Annotated in this window: 10 protein-coding genes; 1 reads left to right on the top strand and 9 read right to left on the bottom strand. The window is 39.7% G+C overall.

All coding sequences use genetic code 11. The features are described 5' to 3' along the window. Positions 1-48 precede the first annotated feature (48 nt). The 5 genes from J7E81_RS04925 to J7E81_RS04905 form a co-directional block, all read right to left on the bottom strand. Positions 49-1845, bottom strand: coding sequence for a sensor histidine kinase (locus tag J7E81_RS04925; protein ID WP_215040994.1), 1797 nt, complete (start codon positions 1843-1845; stop codon positions 49-51). 156 nt (positions 1846-2001) lie between these two features. Next, positions 2002-3036: a TRAP transporter substrate-binding protein gene (locus J7E81_RS04920; protein ID WP_215040993.1), complete on the bottom strand. Its 1035-nt coding sequence runs from the start codon at positions 3034-3036 to the stop codon at positions 2002-2004. Between the two features lie 66 nt (positions 3037-3102). Continuing rightward, on the bottom strand, positions 3103-4398 hold the full coding sequence (locus tag J7E81_RS04915; RefSeq protein ID WP_215040992.1) for a TRAP transporter large permease: 1296 nt from the start codon (positions 4396-4398) through the stop codon (positions 3103-3105). Between the two features lies 1 nt (position 4399). Continuing rightward, positions 4400-4897, bottom strand: a complete 498-nt coding sequence (locus tag J7E81_RS04910; protein WP_215040991.1) for a TRAP transporter small permease — start codon at positions 4895-4897, stop codon at positions 4400-4402. Between the two features lie 201 nt (positions 4898-5098). Beyond that, on the bottom strand, positions 5099-5383 hold the full coding sequence (locus J7E81_RS04905; RefSeq protein ID WP_215040990.1) for a hypothetical protein: 285 nt from the start codon (positions 5381-5383) through the stop codon (positions 5099-5101). A 542-nt stretch (positions 5384-5925) separates the two neighbouring features. Here J7E81_RS04905 and J7E81_RS04900 point away from each other — a divergent pair. Further along, positions 5926-7716, top strand: coding sequence for a glycosyl hydrolase family 28 protein (locus J7E81_RS04900; RefSeq protein ID WP_215040989.1), 1791 nt, complete (start codon positions 5926-5928; stop codon positions 7714-7716). Between the two features lie 451 nt (positions 7717-8167). Here J7E81_RS04900 and J7E81_RS04895 read toward each other — a convergent pair whose 3' ends face one another. From J7E81_RS04895 to J7E81_RS30440, 4 genes are all read right to left on the bottom strand, one after another. After that, positions 8168-10495: an OmpL47-type beta-barrel domain-containing protein gene (locus J7E81_RS04895; protein WP_215040988.1), complete on the bottom strand. Its 2328-nt coding sequence runs from the start codon at positions 10493-10495 to the stop codon at positions 8168-8170. Positions 10496-10644: 149 nt separating this feature from the next. Continuing rightward, positions 10645-15642 (bottom strand): pectinesterase family protein, encoded by a 4998-nt coding sequence (locus tag J7E81_RS04890; protein WP_215040987.1) that lies wholly within the window; start codon positions 15640-15642, stop codon positions 10645-10647. A gap of 153 nt (positions 15643-15795) precedes the next feature. Further along, a complete protein-coding gene (locus tag J7E81_RS04885) occupies positions 15796-16950 on the bottom strand; it encodes a pectinesterase family protein (protein ID WP_215040986.1) in 1155 nt (384 codons plus the stop codon). Positions 16951-16984: 34 nt separating this feature from the next. Then, on the bottom strand, positions 16985-18067 hold the full coding sequence (locus J7E81_RS30440) for an alpha/beta hydrolase (protein ID WP_215040985.1): 1083 nt from the start codon (positions 18065-18067) through the stop codon (positions 16985-16987). Positions 18068-18188: the final 121 nt, after the last annotated feature.

The following is an 18188-nucleotide window of genomic DNA, read 5'->3' as shown; positions in this document are numbered from 1 at the left end:
TTCCCAAAAGTAATCATTTTTTAGAAAATCTCGGAGAAATATCTTTTGTTATGAACCAGCTTGCCCAATGTGCATGATTAACGGCAGGCGAATAATAATAACGGCTCCGCTTCCTGGACTGCTTTGTACGCTAATACCATATTCCTCTCCGAAAAGGTTTACAATTCTTCGATGTACATTCACCATACCGATTCCTGGCCCCCCTTCCATTACATCCTTCTGTCTTAAATTTCGTCGAATTTCTTCCAACTTCTCCGGAGAAATTCCTATTCCATTGTCCTGAATTTTAATGATATAAGCATCAACCGATATCTGTATCGCCGTTATACTGATTTTAGATTTGCCGCCGGAAGGTTCAATCCCATGCTTAAACGAGTTTTCAACAATCGGCTGAATGGAGAATTTGGCAATTGTTTGCTTTTTCGCCCATTCTGGTATTAAGAATTCGTACTCCAATTTTTCATCAAAACGGTATTTCTGAATTCGAAGGTAAACATTCGTATGATGAATTTCTTCCTCCAACAAAACGGTTTGAGAGTTATTATTTATATTATAACGTAATAACTTTGCCAATGATGTGGATATATCTGATATATTGTCTTCACCATTTTCTAACGCCATTCCACGAATCGTTTCGAGGGAATTAAACAAAAAATGTGGATTGATTTGTGCCTGAAGTGCTTTTAGTTCAATTTCTTTTTGGCGGAACAGCATTTCCGTTTCCCGGATTTTAGAAAAATAAACCTCATTTACAAGTTCTTTTAAACGGTCCAGCATTTTATTGAACCCCTGGGTCAGTTCACCAATCTCATCTTTGGATACTACCTTCACTTGTCCGCTAAAATCACCTTTTTCCACTCGCTTCATCATCCCTTGCAGCCGTCTTATCGGCTTAATGATACTGCTTGATAAACCTACTCCAAGAATGGAGGCAATCAACAAGGTAAAGAGAATCGTAATAAAAATGGTGTTTCTGATATAAACCGAACTCTTGATAAGTTCATTATAGGGAATGGATGTAATGACAGTCCATCCAAGAAACCCAGAATGGGTATAAGTGAGTAAATCTTTGTCCGCTCCGCTTGTGAGAAAAGATCCACTTTCCCCGTAAAGAATCTCTTTCATATTTTGAAGAGAAGCCTTTTTTCCCAATTTAGAAAAATTCGGATTATAGACGTAATTCCCCCGTGAATCAATGATATACATAAATCCAGAATGGCCTATATTTACCTGGCTCGCAATTTCCTTAAATCGCTTAAAGTTTACATCCATCACGATATAACCGATTGGTTTCAGAGTCTTCGGGCTAAACAACCTTCTTGCAATGGATATAACATGGACCTTGTCTTCACCATCCGAAAGTGTTCGCGTGAAAATAACAGGTTCAGCCGTATCCGGTAAGATTTTTTGAAAGAAATCCGGTTGGAAGGACTCTACCGGTTGAAAACGATTGTAGCGGACATCTAGTGCATCGACAGTAGCTACATTATTTACGGATATGGTGATATTGGCTATATCCGATCTTGAGTAGGCAGCATTTTTCAACATGCTCTTGACATTGGCTTCCATTCCACTCGACACAAATTCCTCTTGGGTATTCATTTGAAGAAACCCATCGAGCGTCTGGTTGTTTAAAATTTTTAATATATCAATCTCAAAATCACCCACATAATATTCGATATGCGTGTTTACCTGTCTGATGATTTGCCAGCTGTATGAACGTGCTTCATTCTCAAGCACCTCAACAGATTTCTGGTAGAAAAAAAATCCAATAAAGCCAATTGGGACAACAACAAGCAGTGCAGAAAAAATAAACAACTTACGAACGAGTGACTTATCTTTCATAAGCACCACGTTCATTAATCGCTCAAAAGCATGTCTTACAAACCTTTGCATAATTCACCTTGTTCCTATATATATGATAAAAAGAAAGACCATGCTTTTATGATATCATTCTAAGCATAGTCCTTCTTATTATTTTTTCTTTTGTTCCAAAATAATTTATTTTCTTGCCTGATCGATTGCATCTAGAATGTCGCCATATTCAGAACGATATTTATCGATTACAGGTTTAACTTTTTTCTGCCAAGGTTTAAGATCCTTTACCTCAACAATGGTTACCCCAGCGTCTTTAATTTTCTTCTCAGAGTCCTTCTCCATATTTTCCCACTCTTTACGTTCTGTTTCTACTGATTCTTTAGCGGCTTCTTGGATAATCTTTTTATCCTTGTCGCTTAATTTATCCCAAACAGCTTTACTTGCAAGTAAAGCTTCCGGCACACGCTGGTGGCCGTCAAGTACCAAATTCTTTGCTACTTGATAGTGGTTGGCGGAAACGTAACTTGGTGTGTTGTTTTCCGCTGCATCGATTACACCTGTCTGAAGGGAACTAAAAACTTCCCCGTACGCCATTGGAGTTGCATTGGCACCAAGTGCTTCCATCAGGTCTATATTTATCTGATTCTGTTGTACACGGATTTTTTGTCCTTTTAGATCCTCGACACTCTTTATCGGTTTAGTAGAATAGAAGCTGCGGGCACCGGAATCATAATAGGCAAGTCCAACCATTTTGGAAGATTCTAAGTCTTTTAACAATTGTTGGCCTTTTTCACTATTCAAGAAATTCCATTCGTGTTCGGAATTGTCAAAAATATATGGGAGACTGAATACACCCAGTGGCTTACTAAATTCAGCCAAAGGTCCGGTACTAACACGCGTGAATTCAACTGCTCCTAATTGAACTTGTTCAATGACCGATTTCTCATCGCCAAGCTGACTATTTGGAAATACGGTAATTTTAATACGGCCATCTGATTTTTCGTTAACAAGCTCAGCAAATTTCTTATCTCCCAATACAGTAGGATAATTGTCTGGGTGTGTATCTGCTAAACGGAAAGACAATGTTTTCCCTTCCGATTTTGACCCTTTTTCTGCAGTTGTTTTAGCAGTATTCCCGCCTCCGCATGCTCCAAGAATTAAACTTGACCCAAGGATTGCACTCATTACAAAGGAAAAACGTTTTTTTGATTTTTTCATCATGATCCCCTTCCCCAATTAAAAAATTTGATCTAATTTATTTGATATTTCTTTAAAACCAACTGTTTAGTTACCTATTAAATGAGGTAGCCATAAAGTGATAGACGGTATATAGGTTAAAACGATCAAAGCTGCAACGAGTATCAATCCAAACGGCGCCATTGCCTTGGCACCTTTCATGATTGGGACGTCGCTGAGCGCACATCCTATGAATAGAACGGTTCCAACTGGAGGGGTCAAAAGTCCAATCCCCAAGTTCAACATTAAAATGATTCCAAAATGGACAGGATCCATGCCTAGTGATTGGACAACTGGGAGTAAGATTGGCGTCATGATTAAGATTAGCGGTGCCATATCCATCCCGCATCCAAGGAGGAGAAGCAAAACATTAATAATCAATAAAATAATAATCGGATTATCAGAGATGGTTAACAAAGAATTTGTCACCATTGATGGGATTTGCAGGTATGCCAGTAAATAACTTAAAGCATTGGAAGCTGCAATTAAGAACAAGACCATGGAAACCGTCCGGAATGTCCGAAGCAGGATGCCCCCCATCCGACTGAACGGAATTTCCTTAAAGTAGAAGAATGTGACAATAACTGCATATAATACAGCTATAGCACCTGATTCGGATGCCGTAAACCAGCCTGAGAAAATCCCACCCAGAATAATCACAACCGGCATGATGGAGATGATTCCCTCCTTGATTACCTTTGGAACATCCTTTTTGTCAACGACCTGAGTTTGAGTGAACCCTTGACGGATAGCCATGATACGGCTTGCAATCATAAGAGCAATACAGATTAGAATTCCTGGTACCACCCCCGCCATAAATAAGGTGGCAATCGATACACCGCCCGAAGCCAGAGAATATAAAATCAAGTTGTGACTTGGCGGAACTACAACACCCTGAATAGCAGCTGCGGTTGTTAAACCTGTGGCAAACTCCTTACTGTATCCTTTTTTCTTCATCATTGGAATCATAACAGATCCAATCGACGATACGTCCGCCGCAGCAGATCCTGAGATATTTCCAAACAGCAGGCAGGCAAGGACGTTGACCATAGCCAAGCCGCCGCGGACCCGGCCTACCGCTAGCATAGCGAGGTTAATTAAACGAACGGCCAAACCACCCTCATTCATCAATTGCCCTGCCAAAATGAAGAATGGTATCGTTAGCAATGCGAAAGAGTTAACTCCTTGAATCATTCGTTGTCCAACCACTTCAAGTGGAATGTTCAAATACAGCATGGTGATAACGGTAGAACCTGCTAAGGAAAGGGCTACCGGAAACCGGAATACCAGCATAAGAACAAAGCTTGCCAGTAGAATAATGATAGCGACCATTGATGTATCCATGTTAGTGCCCACTCCCTTCAATCTTATGTCGCTTCGTGTCAATGCCTATTAACTGCAAGAAAGCATAAATGATCATCATGAATCCTGTAATCGGCATAACCGCGTATGCCCAGCTGTTCGATAATTTGGTTGCCGGTAGCGTGGAGTCCTTCATTAAAACGGTAAAGTCCCAGCCGTATTTCAATAAATAGAAACCAAAAGCGATCGTCGCAAGCAGCACCACTTTATCAATCACCTTAATAACCGCTGGAGGTAGTTTTGAGGTAAAGGATTCAATCGACAAATGCAATTTCTCACGAATGCCAATGGCAATTCCCATAAAAGAAAACCAGCAAAGCAATAATAGCGTTACTTCTTCGGACCAAGAAATAACATAATTAAACAACTTTCGAGTAAAAACTTGAAGAGTTACGATAATAATCATGGCGATAAGTGAGCCTAAAGCCACTTTTTCAAAAAGAGTATCTATCAGTAAAAAAAATCGTTTCAGCACTTTCACAAGTAAACCCTCCCCCTTTTTTGTTTTTTTTAACTTTTCTGTTTTGTAAGTGCTTTCTTAATCTTATTGTAAATGTTTTCATTCCGATAGAAAACCGTGCTGATTTTAGATTTTTTTATACTTTTTTTAGGTAGGTGAGTGAATTTTCGAAAAATACTCACTTAAAAAAAAAAAAACGGGGGTTATCGATTTTCCCCCATTTTACTTTTCATCGTTTTCGCATGATACGATAATTTCACAATTTATGATTGTCTCGTCAAACGTTGTCGCAATTCCAGTGATTCTTGCAGATCCATAAAATTTCCGGCCAAATTCCCTGGCTATTAATTTTAATTCCTCATTTTGGGGATCTTTTTCTAATTCTGCCAAAGCATGATAATAGTTGGTTTTGTTTCTCAAAATAGTTGGCTTCTTATATAGAAAAAAGGTGCCAAATACAATAAACGCCGTTATGAAAGGTGTAACATAATAGAGAAAGTGAACCATTTCATATCTCCTTTTTTGTTTATGTGTCACAGTGTTTAAGGCACGCACAAGAAAAAGGCCTCAGCATGAACCCTTTGTTACGTTCGAGCATCCGTTCGTTTTATTATCCAACATTATTTCAAAGGTTATGTTTTTTACTTCAGTTAAACTAAAGAGATACATAACTTGTCAATTATTCCCATCGAGCAAAAAATTCAAGTTTTATGTTATCTAGTATTTCGTGAATATTAGTCGTTTTTGTTGGATTATATTACTCTGTTGTATCTTTCCTCATCTTGCAAAAATATCCTACATCAGTAGACATCTAAGTATGAATAGGTAATTTGACTCGTTTTATTTTATTTTTCAGAAAACTATTGAAAATAGATTAAATAGTTAGTAGAATCTGAGGGAAGAAAATGTTAACGTTTACATTTCTATTTTTTTAAAAATGCACACGTTAACAATTTGAAAGGACGGTGTCGTATAAGAAAGGTGCTTTGAGAAGTATATTATTCTGATATTCCACTAAATGAAGTAAATTAAAAATTGGAGGCCGTTTTATGAAATTAAAGAAAAAAGCTTATTCAACTGTAGCACTAAGTCTTGCTCTAGGTTGCTCTACGTTTTTTCCATATGCATCCACATTGGCTACACCAGTTTCTGCACAACAAATCTCGGTTGATAAAGAGGCACCAACAGCTCCTTTTAATCTTAATGCCTATGCAACAACATATAAATCTGTAAGCCTTATCTGGGATAAATCTACTGATAACACTGGCATATCAGCCTATGATATCTATGCAGATGGTAAGTTAGTTGGAAGCTCAACACCAAATGAATATGGTATCGCCATGACCAACTTTACCATAAAAGACTTAAAACCAAATACCATGTATAGTTTTAAAGTTGTAGCAAGAGATGCTGCAGGTAATCATTCAAACAAAAGCGCGCATGTAAATGTGAGAACTGATGTATTAGGTAAAGTTTTCAATGTTAAAGATTTTGGAGCAAAGGGTGACGGTGTTACAAAAGATACAGCGGCCATTCAAGCGGCCATTGATGCCGCTTCTACTAGTCCAAACAGCCTTGTCGTACTTCCAGCGGGTACATATTATTCTGCTCCTCTAACTTTAAAAAGCAATATGACATTTGAGATTCAAAAGGATGCAACCCTGCTTGGAAGTCGTGACGTTTCTGACTATCCCGTTATTGAAGACCGTTGGGAAGGTACTACATTCCACTCTTATCAAAGCTTGATTGCCTCCCAAGGTGCTAAAAATCTTAAAGTCATCGGTGAAGGAACAGTCGATGGAAATGCAGGACCAATTAAAGCAATGCCTTCGAACGGAGTCGATGAATTCGGTTATCCTTATAAAAAAGTAAACCTTGCTGGGACATATGATTATAACAATGGAAAATATGACCCGAACACGGATGCTAAAACAACGGTATACTTTAATATGGGATTATGGTGGGATAATCCAAAAGCTACCAATCCAGCAACTCAAACTGCCCGCCCAAGATTGGTTCAATTTAAGGATTCCGAAAATGTACTCCTTCAAGGTCTAAAAATTACGAATTCACCATCTTGGACTATCCAGCCTTTATACAGCAACAATGTGGTTATTGATAGTGTACACGTTGAAAATCCAGCTGTCCCAGTTGATGCACCAAATACAGATGGTGTCGACCCAGACTCTGTTGATGGGTTAAAGATTTTTGGTTCGACATTTAATGTTGGTGATGATGCGATCGCGATTAAATCCGGTAAAGATGCTGAAGGTCGCCAAATTGGCAGACCAAGCCAAAATATCGAAATCAGAAATAACATTATGAAACATGGACATGGCGGCGTAACAATCGGTAGTGAGATGTCCGGTGACGTGAGAAACGTTATCGCGAGAGACGACATCTTTGACGGAACCGACATTGGTATCCGGATGAAAACCCTTCGTGGACGTGGTGGTACCATTGAAAATCTTACATTTGACAATATCATCATGCAGAATATTGAAGGCGATGCATTTAATATTAACTCTAACTATACATCGAACGGAGTTCCGCTTCCATACACAGGGACCATTGATGAAACAACACCTTCAATTAAAAATATTACAATTGAAAATATCACCTGTGAAGGTGCCCAAGAAGCTTCCTTCTTCCAAGGACTAGAAGAAAGCCCTGTTGATGGTTTAGTCATGAAAAACGTTACAGTGCATGCTGATAAAGCTTTGTATTTCCAATATGTAAAGAATATTACGCTAGAAAATGTAAACATAAACGACGGGGATATGTTCCAGCCTGGCAGCATATACGAAAATCTTAAAATTATTGATTCGTCCAATAAATAATATTTCCATGGAACAATCCACTCCGTTGCTTTTTCTAGAGCATCTGTTCTGAGTCTCCCTTTCTAGAAAAACATTAAATAATAAATCATACAAAAAAGATGTAATCCGAAACTGTGAAGGACCCAGTACAAGTTCATTTTATCCGTAAAAAAACTTGCAGACCATGCAAGTTTTTTTTGTATTTTAAAAAAATAATTCTATTATCGAACTTTAACTTCCGGGGCCACCATATAAAGGATTTCTTTTTAGACTACTCCTCTTCAAAAGAACACTCCTGAAGTAGAACGACTTTCGTTTTATGAACAATCTTATACCCGATGCATACTGCCATGTGACGTGCCTTTAGGTTTCGTTTTATATGCTTTTTCTTTTAATGCTACTAGAAAAGCTCCCCCTTCATAAAGAAGAGGGAGAAAAATATTTCTGTTGAGCTAAACTTTTCGATAATGATTTATTTATTGGACAACAAGTATTCAGCATCTCGGATGAGAGTATCTGCGTATTGTACAGAAATATGCTTGTCACTTTGAGCCTGAACTTCATTTAAAAATGCAGCCAAATTCTCCGCGTCCAGCTTGCTCTCCAAACTATTAGCTGTGCCGTTACTATCTATCCATCCGGCTTCCGTAAAGATTGTAATCAATTCCTTTAAGGATTGGATGCTTGTAGAAGTTTTGAACGTAACAACTTGGCTTACCTTATTGCCAGCCAAATCGTATGCTGTTACGGTATACTCGTGCTGACCAAGCGGCAGCGTATAAAGAGGAATTGTCTTCCCATTTTCTACAGTGTTTCCATCCAATTCTATTGTTGTTTTTGTGTAGTCAATTCCAGACAAATGATCTTTGAACTCTATGAGCGGATTGATATCAACGGAATCGTTGTAACCATCATTCACCACACCAGTTATATCGATAGTAGGAGCAGTGAAATCTAGTTTAATAGAAATATCTTGCTTTTCTTCAATATTTCCTGCTTGATCAATAGAATAGAAGGATACTGTATGATTGCCCTCGGAGCTTATTGTAAAGGATGTTCCATTCACATAATTAGAGCCATCAATTGAATAGAAGGTTTCGGCAACACCACTTTCGTTATCGGAAGCGTCCAGTTTCACAGTTACGTCGTCTTTCGACCAATCTGTTGGAGCATTGGAGGTTGTGACTGGAGCGGTATGGTCCACAGGTGCTGTTGTATCAGCTGAGGTCACTTCAATACCGTCAACTACCAGTTTAATATCGCTAAAGGTTATATCCGCATTACGTGCTACAAACATACCTACGTAAACGTAATCTGGATCGATGCTTGTAAGTTTAAAATCAAACCCTCCAGTGATAGCTTCTTCATTTCCAAATTTAGTTGCATAGCCGTCTGAATTGCTTGTAATAGAAAGATTTACGGTGTCTCCTACAGATATTGGGTTAGCAGCTGTTCCACCTTGGGTAAGTACACCACTCTTTCTTGCGAAACTATTCCAAAATCCTCCTGTCGCTGCCTTAGTCAGCTTTAAAGGTGCTGCGGCAACATAATCACCAAGGGTGGATTTTAAATTTTGATCAATATACATATCGTCCCTGGCCATCAAGCCAAAAGATACTTGATCATTTAGATCAAAGCCATTAATTTTAGCTTTTGCTGTTAGAGTAAATGTACTGTTTGCAGGTACTTTAAAGTAGTACATGGCAATGCCATCAGTTGTACTAGTTATTTTCCCCTTATTATTTGCTACTGCAATATGCATATTTCCATCACTATCTTTTTCAAGGGTTTGATTTGCAGTGCTTGGATTACCGCCAATATCACCAAAAACCGTACCTTTCCAAATACCATCATCTGCCCATAAAGTACTTTGCGGCAATTCACCGATATATTGCGGTTCCTGGTAATTAGGATTAGAAACTAGCGTATCTGCTTTCGTTGGCGCTGCAGCATTTATCACATGTTCCGCAAGTCCGCTTACACCTAAATCTTTAATTGCCTTTGTTAAAAGGTATGCATTATACCTTCCGCCCCAGATATTCGTATGTGTATTATCCACACTTTCCGGTTTTGAAGAGGTCCACGCATGGAGATACAGAGTTTCACTTGGACCCAGTTCATCATATAGATTTTTAGTTAAATTAGTCATATCAACTACCGGAATATTAAGCGTTTTTCCCAAATCCCTAATCGCTTGTGGATAATCTCCACCTAGATACTCTCCGACTGTGTCTGTAATGTGAAGATTGGCATTGCTCCATACACCTGTATCCGTTCTTCTAACAATAGGAGTACAAAGGATTACTTGAGTTCCCGCCGCCTGAGCCGGTTTAATATAATTTTCATACAAGGAATTAGCAAATGATCCTGGATCCAAATAACTTCCGTTCGGATTTGTATATCTTTCCTGCTCTGGTTTTTCATCATTATGGCCAAACCCGACTAATAAATAATCTCCGCTCTTCATTCCGCTTAGAATCGTCTGATACTCAGGGTCAGTTGTATAGCTTTTTGAACTTCTTCCCGACAAGGCAAGATTTTGTATGTTGAAGGAACTATCGAGATAATTTCCAACCTGAGTCCCCCATCCATACCTTGGATAAAAGTAATTATCTGTAAAAGAGCTTACGGTCGAATCCCCAACAATCCAAATCGTTGGAGTTCCGTTAGTAGTTTTTGCTGTTACTGTCCCGTCGTTGGATGTATCACTGGCAAATGCGACAGCATTGTTAAGTGCTAGCGATATAAGCATGATGAAAGTCAGTAATGTACTAATTGCTTTCTTTGACTTAATTTTCATTCTTGAACCCCTTTCAACTATTGAAGCTACTTTAAATCATCAATATATTAAACTAGTAAATTTATTAACCAATACCCACTTTAGAAAGGCTCCCCCCTCATATTTAAGGGGGGAGAACAGTCTGTTAAGCAAAACTTTTCAATCATGATTTATTTATTGGACAAGTATTCAGCATCTCGGATGAGATAATCTGCATATTGTACAGAAATATGCTTGCCACTTTGAGCCTGAACTTCATTCAAAAATGCAGCCAAATTTTCCGCGTCCAGCTTACTCTCCAGGCTTTTAGCTATGCCGTTATTATCTATCCATCCATCTTCCGTAAAGCGTGTAATCAATTCCTGTAACGATTGGATGCTTGTAGAAGTTTGGAACGTAATAACTTGCCTTTCCATATTCCCAGCCAAATCGTAGGCTCTTACGCTATACTCGTGCTGACCAAGCGGGAGAGTATAAAGAGAAATTGTCTTCCCATTTTCTACTGTGTTTCCATCCAATGTTATTGTTGTTTTTGCTGTGTCAATTCCGGACAAATTATCTTTGAGCTCCATGACCGGTTTGATATCTACTGAATCGTTGTAACTATCATTCGAAACGCCACTCATATTGATAGTAGGAGAAGTGGCATCTAGATTAATAGAAATGCTTTGCTTCTTTTCCATATTTTCGGCATGATCCAATGAACGATAGCTAACATCATATTTTCCATCTTTATTGATTGCGATCGGCTCAGTGTATGTTTTCCAAGTGATTCCACCGTCCAAGCTATACTCCGTTTTGGCCGCACCCGATAGTTTGTCAGAAACGTTAAGACTTAGGCTTACATCATGTTTATACCACCCTTTCAGACCGTCCGGTTGAGTTGGGGTAACAGCAGCCGTTGTAACAGGTGCCGTCTTATCAATCAGAACATGTTGATTATGAGCCTGTTCAATATTTCCTGCCAGATCAATAGAATAGAAGGATACTGTATGATCTCCCTCGGAACTGATTGTAAAGGTTGTTCCATTCACATAATCAGACCCATCGATTGAATAGAAGGTTTCGGCAACACCACTTTCGTTATCGGAAGCGTCCAGTTTCACAGTTACGTCGTCTTTCGACCAATCTGTTGGAGCATTGGAGGTTGTGACTGGAGCGGTATGGTCCACAGGTGCTGCAGAAAGACGATCAATAAGATCCTGCGTCTCACCCGTCCAATAAGTATTTAGCTGACTTGTATAAATACCACTTGCATCTGGGGTATATACATTTACTTTACTGTGTGCGTCCACTTCAAATTGTACGCTGTTCTTATTGTCTATACCGCCTACTCTAACAGGTGGAATAACATAGTTAGAGATGTTATATCCAAGGCCCTGTATTTGCTTGGCAAGTAAACCGCCGTTATAAAAACCGCCAATTTTATTATTGTGAGTTGAATCGGCAGGATTCATGATTACCTTTGCTAAAGGAGAGCTTCCATTACTGGCTGCATGGTCATTCTTGTATGCTTTTTCAAAGGAATCTTTTGTTAAATCAAACAGATCAATCACTTTAACGCCCTGCTCCGTACCTAGCTGTTCAACGGCTCTTACATAAGCATTATTGGAAGTTGTAACCGTTCCTGTTGTGGTATCCGTTGCATCATGATGAGGTTTTATGGTACCATCCGGATTAAAATATTGTCTTGAGACAGGAGTAACTAAAATAGGTGTTGCACCTGCATTTTTTGCTACATCAATAAACTGCTGCAGATACCACTTAAAGGTACCGCTTGTATATGGATAAAATTCTGGGCCATACTGTTGGGAAAGACTTGCCGGTGTTGCCTCTTTAACACCCGGAATGGAAGGATAAATCCCATTTGCATCCGGTTCTCCCATAGAAACAAATCTATCTAAAAGATATCCTGATTGATTTGCTTCATCATTATGTCCAAATTGAATCAGCAAATAGTCTCCTGATTTAATAGTAGAATCAATTTTATCAAGACTTCCCTCATTGATAAAGCTTCTTGAGCTTCTTCCACCGTTTGCATAGTTAACAACATTCACCTTATCCGAATTGAAAAAGCTTTGTAAATATTCTCCCCAGCCACCTGTGTCTGAGGTTGGACCGTATGTCTTAACCGTTGAATCACCAGCTATATAAATATTTACACGCTGACCATCCGGAATCTCATTTCCTCCACCACCGGATGTGCCAACTCTAACCAGGTTGTCAAGTTTAATAGACCTCTGTGTGCCCTTCATACCATTCACGGTTTCCGGTGTAACAACAGCCTTGATAGAATAGCCTGCATCAGCACTCGTAATTTTGTAAGTTTTTGAAATATACGCTGTTGTTGCATTAATCAACGTCTCTGTTCCATCCGGACTTACTCTGTACCACTGAATTAAAGAACTGTCGTTTACATTATCATTTGAATTATTAAACTCATAACCTAAGCTAATGGTATTTCCGACATAAGGTAGATTGATATCATCATCTGTTGTGAAGAAAGGATCAATCTTAAATGTTGGAGCTGTATCACTGTCAGCCGTAAAAGATGATGGTGTCCACCCTCCAAAATAATCGGCAACATTGATTGCGGCAGCTTGTGCATCCGTTATAACAGGTGCTCTTCTTTGAGATGTATCTACTGCTGAATGATTATAAGTTGTATGGTATTCTGCATAATGCGCATTTTCAGGTGGGCCGCTCATATCGGTCCAGCCTTTAGGATTTATGATCGAATCACTCTGAAGCTTGGTATTCAAAAAGGTTACTCTTGCTCCTGCACCCCAAGGTCTTCCGAAGAAACCTGAAGCCTGCATATTTTTACTGCCAGCTGTTACCGTACTGTTCCTAAATAAGTATCCATAGGCTGCTGTATCCCTTGCTGCTGTAATATAACCACCTACAGCCTGGTCACTATAACCAGCGAAATTCAATATACAATTATCAAATACTGAATTTCCGTCACCAAATATATAGTCTGTGTTACCTTCGATAAAAGAAGAGTTTTTAAAATAACTGTTATTCGTTGCGCTGCTACCGGTGTAAAGTGTGTCCTGGCTTCCAAGGAAACTACAATTAACAAACTCTGCTCGGTTTCCCTCGATAATCATAGCTGCAGCTCTTTCTGTCGCTGCTTTTGAAGTGACATCTGTAAAAGACTTTCTGTCTACATTTATTGGGCTTGCGGTTGGTATATTGGCAAGCTCTACACCATCTGCTAATTCCTCATCTGTCATGTATTTGTTGAAGGAATTTTCAAATACGATGTTTTGAGCTTTGAAGTCTGTTCCCGTACTGGTGAGATAGACAGTGCCTCCCCATTTACTGGCAATATTCTTGGAATACTTATCAAATGCATTTTCTGCTTGATAGAAGCCGTCAGACCCCATGCTGTAATATTTATACCCAATTCCGTAATACCAAGTAAGTTTAACCTGCGTACTTGGATCGCTGGTTGGATGTGGATTAGAATTTACAAGTGTAATATATGGAGTTTTTATGACAAGCTGTGCCCTATATACACCCGGCGCGATATGAATGGTTATTCTATGAGCTTCATCTGTTGGGTTCATTCGGGCTGCTGCATCAAGAGCATCCTTAACTGTTCTGAAATTATTGGTTTTCGAGCTGTCGCCAACATACAAATTTGGAACCCAGGCAAGGGGCTCCGGTGCAGTGTTGTTAACAAACAGAATATCCTTTGTGGTATCCTGCCCATTAATAACAACGTGAGAACTCGTGCTATAATCCTCGGAACAAACAGCTGTAACGTTATACGCACCATCTCTAAGGCTTACTGTGTAACCGCCATTTGAAACAGTCCCGTCATAAATGTATCCATCATCCACATTTGTAAATGTAATACTTGAAATTTTAGCTGTGGAGGATAATCCCTGGAATAAACCTTTTGCAGTGTGTACTGATTTTTTAGCAACTGTAATATCTTGAACGGTGTCGGCGCTTACATTTATACTGCCGCCATCCACAATTTCATAATCGTTGACACCTGAAATAATGGCTGTATACGATACTCCATCCTGAACATCCGCAGTAAATGTCTTATTTTTTGTATCAACGATAGCTGTAACCGGTGCGGTAAGGCTTCCCGCTGGAGGAGTAAATTTGATTTGTAATTTACTTACATCATAACTGCTGTCAAAGCCATTAATATTACCACTTATCGTGACAAGCTTGTTTGCAACAACATCAAAGCTAGCACTTTTTCCTGCCATAATATCAGAAGTTGATGTGCTTACGACCTTGGTTTCATCGGAAATTCTGTAACTGGCTATATTCTTTAAACTAACTATAAAATCATAGCCCGTTGGTAGAACGGCATCAAAGGTATTGTCTGTCTTAACATTTACGGTTGTAGTATCGCCTGTTTTCTGATTCGTAAAATTAAGTGCATACCCTGCGGAAATATCACTGCCATTTAAATTCACAGATCCACTTACCTTAACTCCAGGAGTCCTCATCACTCTTTGGAAATAAGGCTTTCCACCTTTATCAGCTGAAACATAAATTTGATAGGATCCGGAATAATGTGCTGTGAATTCAACCTTCTGTGCAGATGTAGTAAAAGCGGCTGTACTATCCTGAACTTGTGTAGCATCCGGTTTTACGGTTACAGTTGTACCGCTTACACTTACGTCTGCGTGAACCAAGTGAAGGGTTTCATCTCCATTGCTCGTTCCACCATAAACCGTAATTTTATCCCCAGCTACAACATTATCAAGGGTCAAAAACCTCCTCCCGGCACCACCCGTACCATTAGCGTAATAAACTCCGTTTGCATTATAGCCGTCATCATAACTATACTTTTGAGTTCCCCAGAAACCAGAGGAATTTACACCTACGGTAGTGCCATCTGACTCATAATAGTAGGACCTGTCACTTGTAACCGGATTGGCTAAGGTTAAATCTCCAAATGCAGTGGTTACAAATGTACCGGATTTAATGGTAGGTTTACTGTCAAGAACATCCGCTGTAATAATATTGTTGTATAAATCTCCTGAAGTTTGAATTCCTCCAAAATCCCAAATGTCAATTTTCCGTTCGTTAGATGTTTCACTTGCAAATGCAACAACGTTGTTAAGTGCCGAGGTGAAAAGCATTATGAAAGTGAGTAAGGTGCTAATCGCTTTCTTAGACTTAATTTTCATTCTTGAACCCCTCTCAACTATGGAAGCTTCTTAGATAACTAGATTACTAATCAATTAATAAAGTAAATTTCTTACTCCTACTCATGTGTCAGTTCCCAGGTCAATTCATTTTGTGTTCTAGCATCCAGTGTTTTTTGTGCTAAATAAAAATATTTATTCAGTTCTTGGCATCCATTTACCGAAGTATGCTTGAGGTGTATAGTTTTGTGCTTGTTCATCAGTCAGTATGGTAACTTGCGGGTCAATATTTTGTGCACCTGGACCGTAGTTTTGGTATACAGAATAGCGAGCGTCTTGCCATCTAAAATAGGGGCTTGACCAGTCATGCCATTGTTGTGCATTGATTGCTGCAGGCAATTCGGTATTACGGAATGTTGTTTGCGCTACAGGGTTGATTGTTCCTGTATGTCTCCATGGGCGACCAAGATAAACGCTTCCTGCAGGCAGACTAGGATCGGCTTCAACTTTGCTGTTTGTAATCAAAAATCCGTGTTCCCGGGTCATTTCGGTATCAGCTGCTGTTATATAGCTTTTCGCCTTAACGTTAATCGTACAGTGATCGAATACTGCAGTGGCAGAACCGAAAATGAAGTCGGTTGTGCCCTCAATGTAATCGTCAACATAGTACTGTCTAGCTTTAAGTGATGGTTGTGGAACGCCCGGAGGGTTCACAGCTCTCGTTTTTATTGGAGACCATGCCGGAACAGGATCACTGTACGAACTCGCGAACAGGGTGTCCTGTGTGCTGATGAAACGGTCATTTTGGTATATGACTTGGTCTGAAACGGTCTTTACGGCAACTGCCTGTTTATTTTTTAAAGTCGTAGTTTTTGGGTCAAAGTCATTCTGGATTGTAATGTTCCGTGCTTGGAAATTGTCACCTGCAACAGTTAGAGTTGCACTGCCATCCGTATCATAAATGAGTCCGTTTGGCTGCAAGGTATCATGTGCATGGTTTTCAACGATGACAACATCTTTCGGATCACCAGTGGAACCAACAAAGGAAATATTTGGTTTACTAGATGGAACCAAAACGGCACCACGGTACACACCAGGTTTAATCAGAATGGTGACGCGAGATTGCCCTTCCGGCTGTATAGCATCGACAGCATCCTGAACATTAGTAAAGTCACCGTCTCCGTCCTTGGCGACAACCAATACTTTTCCTTCGACATGTGTAACATCTGGTCCAATTGGATAAGCTGGTCCTGTTGTCGTTACAGGTGCAGCAAAAACAGATGGAAGGGCTAACGTTTGGGCCAGTATAATGGTACCCACAAAAGGGGCTAATTTTTTTCCGATTTTCATTTCCTTTTCTCTCCCTCAAGTTTAGATAAACATCTTATTGATTTCGCAAATCTTTTATTGAATCCTGAACAGTAGGTATGATGTCTTCGGCTGACAAGTTTGGAATATATCCTTTAGCAGCTAACCATTCATCTGCAAGAACAGTCCATAATTCCAGTGCACCACTCGCAGAACGTATGCCGAAACCGTGACCGCCTGTACGGAACTCATGCATTTCGGTTTCCACTTTCGCTTGTTTTAGTGCGTTATAAAATGCAGTTGTAGCCTGAGTTGGCGCGGAAGTATCGTTACTTGCCTGCACGATAAAGGTTGGAGGCGTATTAGCATTCACATGCAATTCGCTAGAAAACTGATCAATCAAATCCTGGCTTGGAGTACTGCCAAGCAACTTTTGCCTGGACGGTACATTCGTGATTCCATCCTGCATGGAGGCAACAGGATAGCCGAGAATCATGAAATCCGGTCTTGCACTTAGCTGGTCGGCACTGTCCACAGGACTGTAAACTTGAGCTGAATATTTTTCACCCAATGTGGTTGCCAAATGCCCGCCAGCGGAGAATCCTGCTACTCCAACTTTAGTTGGATCAATGCCCCATTGGTCTGCATTTCCCCTAATCATTCTTATTGCCCTTTGGGCATCTTCAAGCGGTACATTATATCCATTCCGCCATCCTTCAGCTGGCAATCGATTTTTCAATACAAAAGCGGTCACACCGACTGAGTTAAGCCACTGTGCAACATCATATCCTTCTTTGTCGAAGGTTAAATGGTCATATGCACCACCTGGCATTACCAAAACAGCTGCTCCATTTGATTTTCCTTTGCTCGGAAAAAACGGGATGATACTTGGATTTAGAACACCGGTAATCGCGCGATCGTGGATTTGCGGGTCCTTGCTTCTTTCCGTAATTTTCTGCGTCAATTGTACACCATTATACCCAGGTGCATCCCCAGTCCAAAGCTGGATTTCAGTTTGCGAAATTTCACTGTCCGGATACTTGTCCTTAATATTCGAATCTGCTTTTGCCTGGTCAGATGAATGAAAAGCAGTTGCAGTTACTAGCAAAGCCCCTGCTAGTACAAGTCCTGTTTTTTTAAACCCCTTTAAGCTTGCCACTAGGACTCCCCCTTTTTATTGTTTCAACATCTTTAAATAGATGGCGTTAGCCATTGCTTGGTAACCAGCATCATTCGGATGCAGAGAATCTCCTGAGTTAATACGCTCTCTATAAGTGAGT

This window comes from Bacillus sp. ISL-18 (assembly GCF_018613415.1).
Lineage (GTDB): Bacteria > Bacillota > Bacilli > Bacillales > Cytobacillaceae > Neobacillus.
This window is presented reverse-complemented; position numbering and strand designations above follow the sequence as displayed.

Coding starts and splice junctions, on each gene's coding strand:
- J7E81_RS04890 (WP_215040987.1), bottom strand. CDS start 15,642: ATGAAAATTAAGTCTAAGAAAGCGATTAGCACCTTACTCACTTTCATA.
- J7E81_RS04905 (WP_215040990.1), bottom strand. CDS start 5,383: ATGGTTCACTTTCTCTATTATGTTACACCTTTCATAACGGCGTTTATT.
- J7E81_RS04920 (WP_215040993.1), bottom strand. CDS start 3,036: ATGAAAAAATCAAAAAAACGTTTTTCCTTTGTAATGAGTGCAATCCTT.
- J7E81_RS04895 (WP_215040988.1), bottom strand. CDS start 10,495: ATGAAAATTAAGTCAAAGAAAGCAATTAGTACATTACTGACTTTCATC.
- J7E81_RS04885 (WP_215040986.1), bottom strand. CDS start 16,950: ATGAAAATCGGAAAAAAATTAGCCCCTTTTGTGGGTACCATTATACTG.
- J7E81_RS04900 (WP_215040989.1), top strand. CDS start 5,926: ATGAAATTAAAGAAAAAAGCTTATTCAACTGTAGCACTAAGTCTTGCT.
- J7E81_RS04915 (WP_215040992.1), bottom strand. CDS start 4,398: ATGGATACATCAATGGTCGCTATCATTATTCTACTGGCAAGCTTTGTT.
- J7E81_RS04925 (WP_215040994.1), bottom strand. CDS start 1,845: ATGAAAGATAAGTCACTCGTTCGTAAGTTGTTTATTTTTTCTGCACTG.